This is a genomic window from Microbacterium sp. Marseille-Q6965, assembly GCF_946151065.1.
In the GTDB taxonomy this organism is placed as follows: Bacteria; Actinomycetota; Actinomycetes; order Actinomycetales; family Microbacteriaceae; genus Microbacterium.
On the sequence record NZ_CAMGZA010000005.1, the window covers coordinates 1 to 14,835 of the forward strand.

A 14,835-nucleotide genomic window follows, 5' to 3' on the forward strand; every position below is an offset into this window, starting at 1 on the left:
GGGACTGACCGCGGCGCGATCGGCCGTGCTGTTCGTCGTCGACGGGCTCGGGGCGATCCCGCTGCGCGCGCACCGCGGGCATGCCCGCTTCCTCGCCGGCGCGATGGCGCGGCGCGACGTGGCGCGCGAAGATCACCGACTTCTCCGAGTTCCCCGCGAAGGGACGCGCCACCGGCGGCGTGCGAGCCCACGCCTTCCTGAAGGGCGAGGACCGGCTCACCCTGGCGTGGGTGGGTCCTGACCCGGCACTGGCCGTCGACGCCCAGGGCTCGGTGCGCAAGCTGCCCCCGACGCTCGCGCGACGCGACGCGTCGGGCCAGCCCCTCGAGGCCGTGATCGGCTCGATCGGCCGCACCCTGGTCTGATCGCGCCGCGCTCCCGCCCTCGGGCGGGGCCGCCGGTCAGTGGCGGCGGAACTCGGGGCGTGGGCTGCCCGGCTTCAGGTGCGAGCAGAGGGCGCCCTTGGCGATCTCGAGCGTCGGATAGGAGCCGATAGGCGCCGACTCGCCCACCATCGTCACGGCGAACCCGTCGTCGTCTCGTCGGATCGACCCGACGGCACCGGCCCTGCCGTATGCCACCCACAGCGATCGCGTCTGCGTCATCGACATGCGACTCTCTTCCCGCGCGATCCTCGTCGATCGCGCACGCCCGACGCTACGCTGCCGCGCGCGGGCGGTCCACTCCGGTCGCGATGAGGTCCGCCCCGCCGCGCGAGCGCGGCCCGCGCCGCGCGTCAGGCGTCGATCGCCTCGCGGTCGAGCCGGTCGGCGGAGTCCACGATGAACTCGCGTCGCGGGGCGACGTCGTTGCCCATGAGCATCTCGAAGACGCGGCCGGCGGCCTCCGCGTCCTCCAGACGGACCCGGCGCAACAGGCGCCCGTCCTTCTGCATGGTCGTCTCGGCCAGCTGATCCGCGTCCATCTCGCCGAGGCCCTTGTAGCGCTGGATCGGCTCCTGCCAGCGCTTGCCGGCCTTGCGGAGCCGCGCCAGCAGCGCGTGCAACTCGCGCTCGCTGTAGGTGTAGATCGTCTCGTTCGGCTTGGAGCCGGGGTTGACGACGATCACGCGGTGCAGCGGCGGCACGGCGGCGAACACGCGGCCGTGCTCGATGAGCGGGCGCATGTACCGATAGAAGAGGGTCAGCAGCAGGGTGCGGATGTGCGCGCCGTCCACGTCGGCGTCGCTCATCATGATGATCTTGCCGTAGCGGGCGGCGTCGATGTCGAAGGTGCGCCCGGAGCCGGCGCCCACCACCTGGATGATGGAGGCGCACTCGGCGTTCGAGAGCATGTCGCTGATCGACGCCTTCTGCACGTTCAGGATCTTGCCGCGGATGGGCAGGAGGGCCTGGAACTCGCTGTCGCGCGCCTTGCGCGCCGTGCCCAGCGCCGAGTCGCCCTCGACGATGAACAGCTCGCTGCGCTCGACCTCCTTGGTGCGGCAGTCCACGAGCTTGGTGGGAAGCGTCGACGATTCGAGCGCGTTCTTGCGCCGCTGCGTCTCCTTGTGGGTGCGGGCGGAGATGCGCGCCTTCATCTCGGCGACGACCTTGTCGAGCAGCATCGAGACCTGGCTCTTGTCGTCTCGTTTCGGCGAGGCGAACCGCTGCTTCAGCGCCTCCCGGACCACCTTGGCGACGATCTGGCGGGCGGCGGGGGTGCCGAGCACCTCCTTCGTCTGCCCCTCGAACTGCGGTTCGGGCAGCTCGACGGTGAGCACCGCCGTCATGCCGGCGAGGACGTCGTCCTTCTCGAGCTTGTCGTTGCCCACCTTCAGCCGCCGCGCGTTCTTCTCCACCTCGGCGCGCAGCTGCTTGAGCAGTTCCTGCTCGAAGCCCTGCTGGTGGGTGCCGCCCTTCGGCGTGGCGATGATGTTCACGAAGGATCGGATCGTCGTGTCGTAGCCGGTGCCCCAGCGCAGCGCGATGTCGACGCGGCACTCGCGCTCCACCTCGGTGGAGCGCATCGAGCCGTCGGCCTGGAGCATCGGCACCGTCTCGGTGAACGTGCCCGCCCCCTCGAGCCGCCACGTGTCGGTCACGGGCGCGTCGGTCGCGAGGAAGTCGACGAACTCGGCGATGCCGCCGTCGTACTTGAACGACGTGTCGACGGGCTCGTCGCCGCGCTCGTCGCGGATGGCGATCTCGAGACCCGGCACGAGGAACGCCGTCTGGCGTGCCCTGGTCATGAGGTCGTCGAGCTGGAACGCCGCGTCCTTGGCGAAGATCTGGCGATCGGCCCAGTAGCGCACGCGCGTGCCGGTGACGCCCTTGGCGACCTTGCCGATCACACGCAGCTCGCTCGACTGCTCGAACGGCGTGAACGGCGCATCCGGGCGCTTCTCGCCCGTGTCGGCGAAGATCCCGGGCTCACCGCGGTGGAACGACATGGCGTAGGTCTTCCCGCCGCGGTCCACCTCGACGTCGAGACGCTCGCTGAGGGCGTTCACGACCGAGGCGCCCACGCCGTGCAGACCGCCCGAGGCGGCGTAGGAGCCGCCGCCGAACTTGCCGCCTGCGTGCAGCTTGGTGTAGACCACCTCGACGCCCGTGAGGCCCGTGCGCGGCTCGACGTCGACGGGCACACCGCGGCCACGGTCGCGCACCTCGACGCTGCCGTCCGCGTGCAGCAGCACGTCGATACGGTTGCCGTTGCCCGCCACCGCCTCGTCGACGGAGTTGTCGATGATCTCCCAGAGGCAGTGCATCAGGCCCTGGGAGCCGTTCGACCCGATGTACATGCCGGGGCGCTTGCGGACGGCCTCCAGCCCTTCCAGGACCTGCAGATGGTGGGCGGAGTACTCGGCTGTCACAATCTTCGATGCTATCCGCGCTCGGCCCTCCCACCTCGCCGACACTCCCCACGCGGGCCCGGTGCGGGCGGGTGCGAGCGCCCGGCGTACGCGCAGAGCGAAACATGCCGGCGTTCGGGCAGGATCCACAGCGCCGCGTGGTTATATGTGAGGCATCGATCATCGGTGCAGGACGAAACGAGGAGGCAGACCATGACAACCGCAACCGCTGAAGCTCCTGGCCTCCACCGCCTCACGGCGGCCGACCGCTGCGACTCGTGCGGCGCTCAGGCGTACATCGCCGCTGAGGTCAATGGCAGCGAACTGCTGTTCTGCGCACACCACGGCCGCAAGTACGAGGAGAAGCTGCGCGCCGTCGCCACGAGCTGGCACGACGAGACCGAGCGACTTCAGGCTGAGGCGCGCTGACGCAAGGCGCGCTCCTGAGCTGAAAAGAGGGGCCGGGCGGATTGCCCGGCCCCTCTTGCGTGTCCGTCAGGATCCGCCGATGTACCGTCGCGGCACGCGCGACGCGATCCGCGTCGTGATCTCGTCGCCGAGGGTGCCGCTCAGGTCGCCCCATTCGCGCACGGTCTGCTCCCCCTCGGCGCCCGTGCCGAAGAGCACGGCGGCCTCGCCGACCTCCGGCTCGCGACCCGTGACGTCGACGACCAGGTGGTCCCGCTCCACGGCGACGATCGGGTGCTGCGTGCCGCCCAGCGCGACCGACGCCTTCCCGGCGACCGACCGCGGCACGCCGTCGCCGTAGCCCGCGCTCACGAAGGCCAGGGCGCGGTCCCGGTCGCGACGCACGCCGAGCACCTGGGCGCGCAGCGTCATCACCGGCACGAGTCCCATCTGCGCGGGCGTCACGCCGTCGAAGGACGGGATGCCCCAGCAGTGGCCTCCCATGCGCACCAGATCGAGCCGCACGTCCTCCCGGCGGAACCCGGCGCTGCTGGCTGCCAGGTGCCGCACCGCGACGGTGGCGCCCAGCGCGCGGGCGGCGGCGACGCCGGCGAGGAACCGCTCGAGGGAGAGGGTGTCCTCCTCCTCGGATGCCTCGGCGATGTGCGTCCACACGGCGTGCGTCCGCACGAGACCCCGGCGCTCGGCCGCGACGGCCGCCGCCACCAGTGCCGGCCAGTCGTCGGCCGTGGCGCCGTTGCGATGCAGGCCCGTGTCGAGCTTGAGATGCAGCCGGGGCGCGACGAATCCCGGGCGGTCGCGGGCCTCGGCCGCCGCGCGCGCGATCGCGTCCATCTCGCTCACGCTCGACACTCCGAGGTCGACGCGGGCGGTGATGGCGCGCTCGAAGTCCTCGCCGGGCGGGTACAGCCACGCCAGCACGCCCGTGTCGGGGCCGACGCCCCCGGCGCGCAGCGTCAGCGCCGTGTCGAGGTCGAGCGCCCCGATCCAGCGGATGCCCCTGCGCGCGGCCTGCAGGGCCACCGGAAGCCGCCCGTGCCCGTACGCGTCGGCCTTCACGACGACCATGAGCTCGGCCGGCGCCACCCGGGCGCGAAGCGCGTCGATGTTGTGCCCGAGGGCATCGAGGTCGACGACGGCCTCCACCAGCGCGCTCATCGATCGCTCCCCGTCGCGCGTCGCCGCGGCCGAGCCGAGAGGCGGGTCACGACCTCGGCGCTGTGCGTGCCGAGGGCCCGCGCGTGGGCGAAGGCGTCCGGCTCGCCGCGGCGTGGATCGCCGAGCACGGTGACCGGCGTGCCCAGCGGCGGCGCCGGCGCGTCGCCGAGGTCAAGCATGAAGGCGTCCATGGCCACCCGTCCCGCGATGGTGCGGGGGCGGCCGCCCGGTGTCGGCGCGACGGCCGCGGCGACCCGGTTGCCCGCGGCGCGGTCGAGCCCGTCGGCGTAGCCGAGCGTGACCAGCGCGAGAACCGTGTCCGCCCGTGTGCGGTAGGTGTAGCCGTAGCTGACCCCCTCGTCTGCGCGGACGCGCTTGGTGGCCGCGATGGGCGCCCACAGCCGCAGCACGGGCCGTTGCTCGCCGATCTCATCCGTCTCGCGCTCGCTCACACCGAACACCTCGGCGCCGACCACCGACAGCGTGGAGGCGAGGTGCGCCGCGGCTCCCTGTCGCGCCGCCGCCGCGATCGCCTCGTCGATCTGCGAGGAGGTCAGGCCCGGCAGCCCGCCGCCCGTCTCCTCGGCGAGAAAGACTCCCCCGACGCCCGCGGCCAGGGCCCTCTCCACCTCGTCCGGGCGTCGTACGAGCGGCGTCACCCCGAGCTCGGCGGCGGCTCGGAAGCTCTCGTCGGCCGCGTGCTGGGTGGTGATGATCTGGGCGGATGCGCTGAGGGCACGCACTCGCGCCGCCTCGTCGAGCCGCGGCACCGCAAGCCGATCCACGCCCAACGCGACGAGCGCCGGGACGACGACCGCGAGGCCGTGACCCCACGCGTCCGCCCCCACGTCGACGACGAGGTCGCGGGCCTGGGCGCGGCGCAGGCCATCCACGTTGGCCGCGAGCTGCGCGAGGTCGATCTCGATCTCTCGGAACGCCGGGGCCGTCATCTCGGGCTGACGCTTCACCGCCCGATGACCGCCTCGAAGCGAGGACGCGTGCCCGTGCGGATGCCGGTGACCGACGGCTTGTGCTCGTAGATGCCGGGCAGCCAGTTGCCCTCGACCACGAGCGGGCCGTTCTCGCCGATGACGAAGTCCCAGCCCACGTACGGCACCTCGGGCACGACACGTCCGACCTTGGCGACGAGCGCGCGAAGCTCCTCCACCATCGGCAGCTGGAACTGCGCGATGGACGCGCCCGAGTCCGGATGCGTGGGGAAGCGGTTGGTGTTCTTGCCCGTGTGCCCGTCGCCGTACGAGCGTCCGTTGTCGTCGAGCATCGTGTAGAAGCCGCCCGAGATCGGCTGATCGCTCACCTCGCCGCGCCCGAACTTCTGCGCCCACGAGAGGATGTGCGTGCGCTCGCCGTCGAAGAAGGCGTTCACCCGCGTGGTGTTGACGGTGCCGGGGCACACCTCCGCCAGCGCGGGATGCTGGCGGATGTTCTCCTCGACGAGGATCTGTCCCTTGGCGACGAGGCGATCGTGGAAGGCGCGCCAGTCCTCGACGTCGGCGGTGACGTAGCGCTCCACGCCGTTGCCGGCCTGGCCGGTCGGGAACTTGCCGATGATCAGCTCGTGGCGGCGCCCGAAGTCCTCCAGGCCCTCGGGGCCGACCTCACGAAGGTCGATCCACTCGCGCCCGAGGTAGGGGCCGAACGCGCGGTTGAATGCGATCTTGTCGAGGAACAGGTCGCGCTTGTCCGGCCGGTCGTACTTCGTCGCGATGTGGTTCGACAGCGGCGACGTCATGAACGTGCGGCGCTCCTCGCGCGTGAGCATCGCGAAGTCGAGCTCGAAGTAGTCGTTGAAGGCCGTGTCGCGGAACGCGGCGCTCCAGAGCATGTCGGCGAGCACGGCCGGGGCAAAACGGTCGTGCTGCGACGCCGCCAGGCGCGCGCGGCGCACGACCGACCCGACGTCGATCCGCCTCGCGCGGCCGAGCACGAAGCGCACGCGGCTCGCCACGTCGAAGTTCAGGCGCGCCATCCGCCGGTCCCCTCCCCTTCCGTCACCGCGCGGATGATGCCGAGCGGCGTCGACTGGTGTCCCTGGCCGAGCGGGTTGTCCTTCAGGATCCGGACGAGCAGCCTCTCACCGTCGCGACCGAGCGTGGAGCCCAGGATGTTGCCTCCCAGATCGTTGATGTCGACCACCGCGACCTGCGCGTCGGCCTTCAGCAGCGACTTGACGTGCGCGGCGACCTCGCGCGGCCGTTCCGGGCCCAGCACCACCGCGGTGTTGTACGGCGGGATCGTGCCGCTCGTCGGCCCGTCGATGGCGCGCGCCTTGTCACCGGCGATGCGGTAGAAGTCGCCGCTGCGGCCGAAGAGCTTCGTCACGGCCGAGACGGCGGCCGCGAACAGGATGCGCGGCGTGCCGACCTCGCGCAGCGCGAACTCCATGGTCTCGGGGATCCCCAGGCCGATGCCATACGCCGTCTTGGTGACGTACCGCGAAAGGAACCGCGCGAGCGGGCGCGCCTGGATCTCGCTCATCTGATACGAACGGCCCTGCATGATGGCGACGATCTTCTCCGTCACGAAGAGGATGTCGCCATCGCGCACGTGGTCTGCCGCGTACGTCGCGATGACCTCGTCGAGCTCGTCCCCGGGCATGATGACCCGGGTCCTGAGGGGGATGCGCTGATACGTGACGCCGTCGACGACGGCCTCGAGAGCCTTGCCCTCGTTGGCGGCCGCACTCACTCGAGATAGTCCCGCAGCGACTGCGAGCGGCTCGGGTGACGCAGCTTCGCCATCGTCTTCGACTCGATCTGGCGGATACGCTCGCGCGTGACGCCGAACGTGTCGCCGATCTGGTCGAGGGTCTTCGGCTGGCCGTCGCCCAGACCGAAGCGCATCCGGATCACGCCGGCCTCACGCTCCGACAGCGAGTCGAGCAGGCTCTCCAGCTGGCGCTGCAGCATCGTGAAGCCCACCGCGTCGGCCGGCACGACCGCCTCGGTGTCCTCGATCAGGTCACCGAACTCGCTGTCGCCGTCCTCGCCGAGCGGGGTGTGCAGCGAGATCGGCTCGCGGCCGTACTTCTGCACCTCGACGACCTTCTCGGGCGTCATGTCGAGTTCCTTCGACAGCTCCTCGGGCGTGGGCTCCCGGCCCAGGTCCTGCAGCATCTGACGCTGCACGCGCGCGAGCTTGTTGATGACCTCGACCATGTGCACCGGAATGCGGATGGTGCGCGCCTGGTCGGCCATGGCGCGGGTGATGGCCTGGCGGATCCACCACGTCGCGTAGGTCGAGAACTTGAAGCCCTTGGTGTAGTCGAACTTCTCGACCGCACGGATCAGACCGAGGTTGCCCTCCTGGATCAGGTCCAGGAACTGCATGCCACGGCCGGTGTAGCGCTTGGCGAGCGACACGACGAGGCGCAGGTTGGCGCCGAGCAGGTGACTCTTGGCGCGCTGGCCGTCGCGGGCCACCCACTGCAGGTCGAGCCCCAGCTGGCTCGACTTCTCGGCCGCCGACATCTTCGACAGCTTCTCCTCGGCGAACAGGCCGGCCTCGATCCGCATGGCGAGGTCGACCTCCTCCGCGGCGTTCAGCAGCGGGACCTTGCCGATCTGCTTGAGGTAGTCCTTGACCGGGTCGGCGGTGGCGCCGGTGATCTGCGTGGAGTAGACCGGCACCTCCTCCTCGTCGGCCTGCGAGATGACGATCGCGCCCGTGGGAAGCGGCTCGGTCGTCGCCTTGGCGGGCGTCTCGTCCTCGGTCTCGTCCGCCTCGCCCTCGGCGACGGCAGGAACAGCCTCCGTGTCCGGGCTGGCGACGTCCGCGTCGTCGGCGACATCCGCGTCCTCGGCGATGTCGTCGTCGAGCTCGACGTCGTCCTCGACGACCTCGGACTCATCCTTCTTCGCGGTCTTCTTGGCGGCGGTCTTCTTCGCCGGCGCCTTCGCCGCGGTGGTCTTCTTGGCGGCGCGCTTCGCGGGCGCCTTCTTCGGAGCGGCCTCGGCGGCTTCGGTCGTCTCGTCGACGACGACCTCCTCGCTCGCCTTCGCCGTGGTCTTCGCCGCGCTCTTGCGCGGGGTCTTCGTGGCAGTGGTCACGTCTCGCCTTTCACCGGCGGCGCTGTGCGCGACGCCCCCGGATGTTTTCGGGCACTAGTAGGACCCTTGTCAAGTGGGCGATGAGCGCCTCTCGACAACGGGTCCGTCTTGACATTATAACCCGCAGCCCCTAGCGATCATTCCCCGTGCGTCAGGACGAGGCGCCCTTGTCATCGTCGGACGGACGCGAGGCGAGGTAGCGCTCGAGCTCCGCGGCCAGTTCGTCGGCGCTCGGCAGGGCCGCCTCGTCGAACGTTCCGGTACCGGAGGGCGCCGTGCCGCTCGCGAGCCGGGCCGCGTACGCGTCGTAGCGGTCCTCGAGGCCGCGCACCATCCGCTGCAGCTCCTCGTTCGCCGAGATCTGCTCCTCCACCCGCTCCACGTAGTCGCGGTCGTCCTCGCGCAGGTCGTCGAGCGCGAAGACCAGGCCGGTGGACGACATCAGCTTCTCGAGCGCTGCCGCCGTCGCTCCGGGATAGTCGGTGTCGGCCAGGTAGTGCGGCACGAGCAGTACGAAGCCCGTGACGGTGGCACCGGCCTCGCTCAGCCGGATCTCCAGCAGGTGCCCCACCGTGGCCGGCACCTGCGTGTGCGGGCGCCAGATGGAGTGGGCTTCGATGAGGTCGCCACGGGTCCCGCTCACCGTCACGCCCAGCGTGCGCGTGTGCGGCACCGGCATCGCGATCGCGTGCACCCACGTGACGGACGAGACCTCGAACTCCTCGGACAGATCGAGCACCGCGGTCGCGAAGGCGTCCCAGCCGAAGTCCGGTTCGTAGCCCGCGAGCACGAGGAAGGGCTGCCCGAGCGCGTCGCGCACGAGCGACAGCTCCAGCCGCTGCGGGCGGTAATCGGTGAGGTGATCCTGATCGAAGGTGACGATCGGCCGACGCGCCCGGTAGTCCAGCAGCGCGTCGTTGGAGAACTGCACGAGCGGGCGGGGGTCCAACTCCTCGCGCACGTACTCGATGACGCCCGAAACCGTGCCGCCCGCATCGGTGAAGCCCGTCATGAGCACCACCATCGGCAACCCGGCGGGAACCACCGGGGCGTTGGCGACTCTCTCGAACAGCGGACCGAACGGGGGCATGCACCCATGCTACGAGGCGGGCGCGTCCACGTCGCCGCCCTCGCGCGCGCGGGGCGCCGCTTACGCCAGCGGCGAAAACGCCGTGCCCGACGGCGGCGTTCTCGGTGACGGGCGCGTACCTAGGATGGAGCGCATGGCCCATCCCGAGCTCTCGCTGACGCACGCCCCCTTCCCGTCCGATGACGCCGACGCGCTGATCCTCGCGATCCCGTCTCTGGAAGAGGCCGAGCTGGGCGCGTTCGCCGGTCTCGCGGCGGCTCTCGAGGCGGTCGGCTTCACGGGCGCGGCGCGCAGCTACGCCCGCGCGTACGTGCCGGAGCTCGTGGCGAAGCCCCTTGCCGTGGTGGGCCTGGGCACCTCTCCGGACCTCGAGACGATCCGGCAGTCCGTGGGGGCCGGCGCACGCCAGCTCACGGGCTTCGACACGGTCGCGGTCGCCGTCCTGTCGGACGCGGAGGGCGCGTGGCTCGCCGCCGCCGAGGGTGCCGTGCTCGGCGCGTACCGATTCGACGCGTACAAGACGCGGGATCCGGAGAAGGCGGCGCAGAAGCGCCGCGCGTCCCGCATCATCGTGCACGCCCCGGAGGGCACGACGGACGCCGACCTCGCCGCGGTCCGCGCCGGCGCGGAGGCCGTGGCACTGGTCAAGGACCTCGTGTCGACGCCGGCCGAGTGGCAGAGCCCGGCGCAGCTGGCCGAATCGGCGGTCGCGGCCGTCGAGGGCCTCGGCGTCGACGTGACGGTCTACGACGAGGCGGCGCTCGAGGAGGGTGGCTTCGGCGGCATCCTCGGCGTCGGCAAGGGGTCGGATCGCCCGCCGCGCCTCGTGCGGCTGGAGTGGGCGCCGGAGCGCGCGCAACGACACGTCGCGCTCGTCGGAAAGGGCATCACCTTCGACACCGGCGGTCTCTCCCTCAAGCCCGCGGCCTCGATGGTGGGGATGAACGAGGACATGACGGGCGCCGCCGAGGTCCTCGCCGCCGTCCGGGCCGCCGCGCAGCGCGAGCTGCCCGTGCGCGTGACAGGATGGATGTGCCTCGCCGACAACATGCCGTCGGGTCGCGCCATCCGCCCCGGCGATGTGCTGCGCATGCTCGACGGCCAGACGGTCGAGGTGACCAACACGGACGCCGAGGGGCGCCTCGTGCTGGCCGACGGTCTCGTGGCCGCCAGCCGGGAGAAGCCCGATGTGATCGTCGACGTGGCCACCCTGACGGGCGCGATCATCATCGGGCTGGGCACGCGGTACACCGGCGTCATGGGCGATCAGGAGACCGTCGACGCGTTCCTTCGCGCCTCCGACCGCACCGGTGAGCCGGTGTGGGCGCTGCCGCTGCCCGAGTACCTGAACGAGCGCCTCGATTCGCGCATCGCCGACATGCAGAACGCCGACGTGGGCAACCGCGAGGCCGGGTCGCTGTTCGCCGGGCTGTTCCTGCAGCGTTTCGTCGGTCGCGTCGGCGAGGGCGAGGACGCACCGCGCATCCCCTGGGTGCACCTCGACATCGCCGGCTCGGCCATGTCGGCGGGAAGCGCCTACGGCTACACCGACAAGGGCCCCACCGGCGCGACGGTGCGCACCCTCATCGACTTCGTCGCGGCGGGCGGCGAGCTGCTGTGACCCTCGCCATCCGTCGGACGGAGACCGCATGACCGAGCACGCATTCGACGTCGTCGTGCTGGGCGGCGGCAGCGGCGGCTACGCCGCGGCACTGCGGGCGGCCGAGCTGGGCAAGCAGGTGGCGCTCATCGAGCGCGACCGCCTGGGCGGGACCTGCCTGCACCGTGGCTGCATCCCGACCAAGGCCCTTCTCCACGCCGCCGAGATCGCCGACACGGTGCGCTCGGCCGGCACCTCCGGCATCTCGGCGACGCTCGACGGCGTCGACGGGGAGGCGATGCTCGCGCACCGGCACTCCATCGTCGACAAGAAGACGAAGGGCCTCGAGGGACTGATCGGGCGGCGCGGCATCACCGTCGTCTCCGGCTCCGGTGAGCTCACCGCCGATCGCGCGGTCGCGGTGGGAGACGACCTTTACCGCGGCACGGATCTCGTGCTCGCGACCGGCTCGTACAGCCGCCTCATCCCGGGCATCGAACTGGGCGAACGCATCCTGACAAGCGAGGGCGCGCTGGCGCTCGATCGCGTCCCCGCGCGGGCGATCGTCCTCGGCGGCGGTGTGATCGGCGTCGAGTTCGCCAGCGCATGGCGCTCGCTGGGCGCCGACGTCACGATCCTCGAGGGACTGGAGCACCTCGTCCCGAGCGAGGACATCGCTCTGAGCACGGCGCTCGAGCGCGCCTTCCGCCGCCGCGGGATCGTTTCGCGACTCGGTGCTCGCGTGGCGTCGGCGGTCGAGTCCGGCGACGGCGTCACCGTGACGCTCGAGGGCGGGGAGACGCTCGACGGCGATGTCCTGCTCGTGGCCGTCGGCCGCGGGCCGTCGACCTCGGGGCTGGGCCTGGAGGAGGCCGGCATCGCCCTGGACCGCGGGTTCGTGTCGGTCGACGAACACCTGCGCACGAACGTTCCCGGCGTGTGGGCGGTGGGCGACATCACCCCGGGCCTGCAGCTGGCGCACCGCGGCTTCCAGCAGGGCATCTTCGTGGCCGAGCGGATCGCCGGCCTGGAGCCCGCTCCGATCGACGAGCGGCTCATCCCCCGCGTCACGTACTCGAGCCCCGAGCTGGCCTCCGTCGGCCTCACGCAGGCCGCCGCGGAGGAGCGGTACGGAGCGGAGGGCATCGCCGTGGCGGAGCTCGACCTCGCGGCGAACGCGCGCAGCGAGATCCTCGGCACGCGCGGTCTCGTCAAGATCGTCCGGCGCGTCGACGGGCCCGTCGTGGGCGTCCATCTCGTGGGCGACCGCGTGAGCGAGCTCATCACGGAGGGCCAGCTCGCCGTCGCCTGGGACGCCCATCCCGAGGACATCGCGCCCCTCATCCACGCGCACCCCACGCAGAGCGAGGCCCTGGGCGAGGCGTTCCTCGCCCTCGCGGGCAAGCCGCTTCACACTCTCTGATTCCCCGATCCGCCCCGTCGCCGCGCGCGAATGCCGCACCTTGAGGACGGATCACTAAGCTAGGCATGTCACCGACAGATACGAAGGAGACTTCGACATGAGCACTCCCGTAGTCCTCCCCGCGCTCGGAGAGAGCGTTACCGAGGGCACCATCACCCGCTGGCTGAAGCAGGTGGGCGATACCGTGCAGGCGGATGAGGCCCTGCTCGAGGTCTCGACCGACAAGGTCGACACGGAGATCCCGTCGCCCGTGAGCGGCGTGATCGAGGAGATCCTCTTCCAGGAGGACGACACCGTCGAGGTGGGCGCCGTCCTGGCCAAGATCGGTGACGGCAGCGGCTCGTCGGCCGCGCCCGAGGGGCCCGCCGGGGCCGCGCCGGGCGCCGGGTCCGCCCCCGCCCCGGCCGTCGAGGCCTCCACCGTGCCCGCCGCCGACTCCCCCGGTGCGGAGTCCGCGCCGGCTCCCGCGGCGTCGGGCGAGGCGACCGACATCGTGCTGCCCGAGCTGGGCGAGTCGGTCACCGAGGGCACCGTCACCCGCTGGCTCAAGCAGGTCGGCGACACCATCGAGGTCGACGAGCCCCTGCTCGAGATCTCCACCGACAAGGTCGACACCGAGGTCCCCTCGCCCGTCGCCGGCACGATCACCGAGATCCTCGCCGCCGAGGACGAGACCGTCGAGGTCGGCGCCGTCCTGGCCCGCGTCGGCTCCGGCGCCCCGGCCGCGAAGGCCGCCCCGGCCCCCGCCGCCCCGGCACAGGCCGAGCAGCCCGCCCCCGCTCCCCAGGCCGAGCAGCCCGCGCCGGCACAGGCCGAGCAGCCGGCCGCGGACGCGCCCGCGGCGTCGGGCGGGCGACCGACATCGTGCTGCCCGAGCTGGGCGAGTCGGTCACCGAGGGCACGGTCACCCGCTGGCTCAAGCAGGTCGGCGACACCATCGAGGTCGACGAGCCCCTGCTCGAGATCTCCACCGACAAGGTCGACACCGGGTCCCCTCGCCCGTCGCCGGCACGATCACCGAGATCCTCGCCGCCGAGGACGAGACCGTCGAGGTCGGCGCCGTCCTGGCCCGCGTCGGCTCCGGCGCCCCGGCCGCGCAGGCCGCCCCGGCCCCGCCGCCCCGGCACAGGCCGAGCAGCCCGCCCCCGCTCCCCAGGCCGAGCAGCCCGCGCCGGCCCCGCAGGCCGAGCAGCCGGCTCCGGCCGCTCCGTCGCAGCCCGCGCAGGCCGCTCCGTCGCAGCCCGCGCCGGCCGAGCAGCCCAAGGCTCCGGCCGAGCCGGCCGCGCCGAAGCTCTCGCTGCCGACGGACGACGAGAAGGTGTATGTCACGCCGCTCGTGCGCCGCCTCGCCGCCCAGCAGGGCGTGGACCTTGCCACGGTGAAGGGCACGGGCGTGGGCGGTCGCATCCGCAAGGAGGACGTGCTCAAGGCTGCCGAGGCCGCGAAGGCCGCCCCGGCCCCCGCCGCCACGCCGGCCACGCCGGCGCCCGCTCCGGCCGAGACGCTCGAGGACTCGCCGCTGCGTGGCACCACGCAGCCGATGTCGCGTCTGCGCAAGGTGCTCGCGAAGCGCGCCGTGGAGTCCATGACGTCGACGGCGCAGCTCACGACGGTCGTCGAGGTCGATGTGACGAAGCTCGCGGCGTTCCGAGACCAGGTCAAGGCGGACTTCCAGGCCAAGACCGGCGACAAGCTGTCGTTCCTGCCCTTCTTCGCCCTCGCGGCGGCCGAGGCGCTGCGTGCGTACCCGATCATCAACTCGACGCTCGACGGCGAGAACATCGTGTACCCGCCGTCGGAGAACCTCTCGATCGCCGTTGACACGGAGCGCGGCCTGCTCACGCCGGTCGTCCGCGACGCGAGCGAGAAGAGCCTCGCGCAGCTCGCGCACGAGATCGCCGACCTCGCCGCGCGGACGCGCGACAACAAGCTGAAGCCGGACGAGCTCGCCGGCGGCACGTTCACGCTGACCAACACCGGTTCGCGTGGCGCGCTGTTCGACACGCCCGTCGTCTTCCTCCCGCAGTCGGCCATCCTCGGCACCGGCATCGTGTTCAAGCGGCCCGGCGTCGTCAAGACCGACGGCGGCGTCGAGGCGATCGGCATCCGCTCGTACGTCTACCTCGCGCTCTCGTACGACCACCGCACGATCGACGGCGCCGACGCAGCTCGCTACCTGTCGGCCGTCAAGACGCGCCTGGAGGCGGCGGACTTCGCGGGCGACCTCGGCATCTGATCCGATCGCTCCCCGAGGGGGACGGGTGACCTCGC

Annotated in this window: 12 protein-coding genes and 1 pseudogene; 5 read left to right on the forward strand and 8 right to left on the reverse strand. The window is 71.8% G+C overall.

Features of this window, described 5'->3' with window-relative positions; genetic code table 11:
* The first annotated feature begins 179 nt into the window (after window positions 1-179).
* On the forward strand, window positions 180-365 hold the full coding sequence (locus tag N8N77_RS12270; RefSeq protein ID WP_396652839.1) for a hypothetical protein: 186 nt from the start codon (window positions 180-182) through the stop codon (window positions 363-365).
* Window positions 366-401: 36 nt separating this feature from the next.
* Here the strand turns inward: N8N77_RS12270 and N8N77_RS12275 are convergent, their stop codons facing one another.
* Both N8N77_RS12275 and N8N77_RS12280 read right to left on the reverse strand, forming a co-directional pair.
* Window positions 402-611: a methyltransferase gene (locus N8N77_RS12275; RefSeq protein ID WP_261167164.1), complete on the reverse strand. Its 210-nt coding sequence runs from the start codon at window positions 609-611 to the stop codon at window positions 402-404.
* 125 nt (window positions 612-736) lie between these two features.
* Complete coding sequence (locus tag N8N77_RS12280) at window positions 737-2,815, reverse strand: type IIA DNA topoisomerase subunit B (protein WP_396652840.1); 2,079 nt, start codon at window positions 2,813-2,815, stop codon at window positions 737-739.
* A 192-nt stretch (window positions 2,816-3,007) separates the two neighbouring features.
* Between N8N77_RS12280 and N8N77_RS12285 the strand changes: the two genes are divergently transcribed.
* On the forward strand, window positions 3,008-3,223 hold the full coding sequence (locus tag N8N77_RS12285; RefSeq protein WP_261167165.1) for a hypothetical protein: 216 nt from the start codon (window positions 3,008-3,010) through the stop codon (window positions 3,221-3,223).
* 66 nt (window positions 3,224-3,289) lie between these two features.
* Here the strand turns inward: N8N77_RS12285 and N8N77_RS12290 are convergent, their stop codons facing one another.
* The 6 genes from N8N77_RS12290 to N8N77_RS12315 all read right to left on the reverse strand — a co-directional run bounded on the left by N8N77_RS12290 (window position 3,290) and on the right by N8N77_RS12315 (window position 9,541).
* The gene (locus N8N77_RS12290; protein ID WP_261167166.1) at window positions 3,290-4,381 is read right to left on the reverse strand and encodes an alanine racemase; all 1,092 of its coding nucleotides are present in this window, start codon (window positions 4,379-4,381) and stop codon (window positions 3,290-3,292) included.
* Window positions 4,378-5,349, reverse strand: a complete 972-nt coding sequence (locus N8N77_RS12295) for an alanine racemase (protein ID WP_261167167.1) — start codon at window positions 5,347-5,349, stop codon at window positions 4,378-4,380. Before N8N77_RS12295 ends, N8N77_RS12290 begins: the two co-directional genes overlap by 4 nt.
* Complete coding sequence (locus N8N77_RS12300; protein WP_261167168.1) at window positions 5,346-6,371, reverse strand: sugar-transfer associated ATP-grasp domain-containing protein; 1,026 nt, start codon at window positions 6,369-6,371, stop codon at window positions 5,346-5,348. The genes N8N77_RS12295 and N8N77_RS12300 overlap by 4 nt, the downstream gene beginning before the upstream one ends.
* Complete coding sequence (locus tag N8N77_RS12305) at window positions 6,359-7,090, reverse strand: coenzyme F420-0:L-glutamate ligase (RefSeq protein ID WP_261167169.1); 732 nt, start codon at window positions 7,088-7,090, stop codon at window positions 6,359-6,361. Before N8N77_RS12305 ends, N8N77_RS12300 begins: the two co-directional genes overlap by 13 nt.
* Window positions 7,087-8,451, reverse strand: a complete 1,365-nt coding sequence (locus N8N77_RS12310; RefSeq protein ID WP_261167170.1) for an RNA polymerase sigma factor — start codon at window positions 8,449-8,451, stop codon at window positions 7,087-7,089. The genes N8N77_RS12305 and N8N77_RS12310 overlap by 4 nt, the downstream gene beginning before the upstream one ends.
* Before the next feature lie 151 nt (window positions 8,452-8,602).
* Window positions 8,603-9,541, reverse strand: coding sequence for a proteasome assembly chaperone family protein (locus tag N8N77_RS12315; protein WP_261167171.1), 939 nt, complete (start codon window positions 9,539-9,541; stop codon window positions 8,603-8,605).
* 133 nt (window positions 9,542-9,674) lie between these two features.
* Between N8N77_RS12315 and N8N77_RS12320 the strand changes: the two genes are divergently transcribed.
* From N8N77_RS12320 to sucB, 3 genes and pseudogenes are all read left to right on the forward strand, one after another.
* Window positions 9,675-11,162, forward strand: coding sequence for a leucyl aminopeptidase (locus N8N77_RS12320; RefSeq protein ID WP_261167172.1), 1,488 nt, complete (start codon window positions 9,675-9,677; stop codon window positions 11,160-11,162).
* A gap of 28 nt (window positions 11,163-11,190) precedes the next feature.
* On the forward strand, window positions 11,191-12,564 hold the full coding sequence (gene lpdA, locus N8N77_RS12325) for a dihydrolipoyl dehydrogenase (protein WP_261167173.1): 1,374 nt from the start codon (window positions 11,191-11,193) through the stop codon (window positions 12,562-12,564).
* A gap of 97 nt (window positions 12,565-12,661) precedes the next feature.
* Window positions 12,662-14,800: pseudogene (gene sucB / locus N8N77_RS12330) on the forward strand (2-oxoglutarate dehydrogenase, E2 component, dihydrolipoamide succinyltransferase).
* Window positions 14,801-14,835 lie beyond the last annotated feature (35 nt).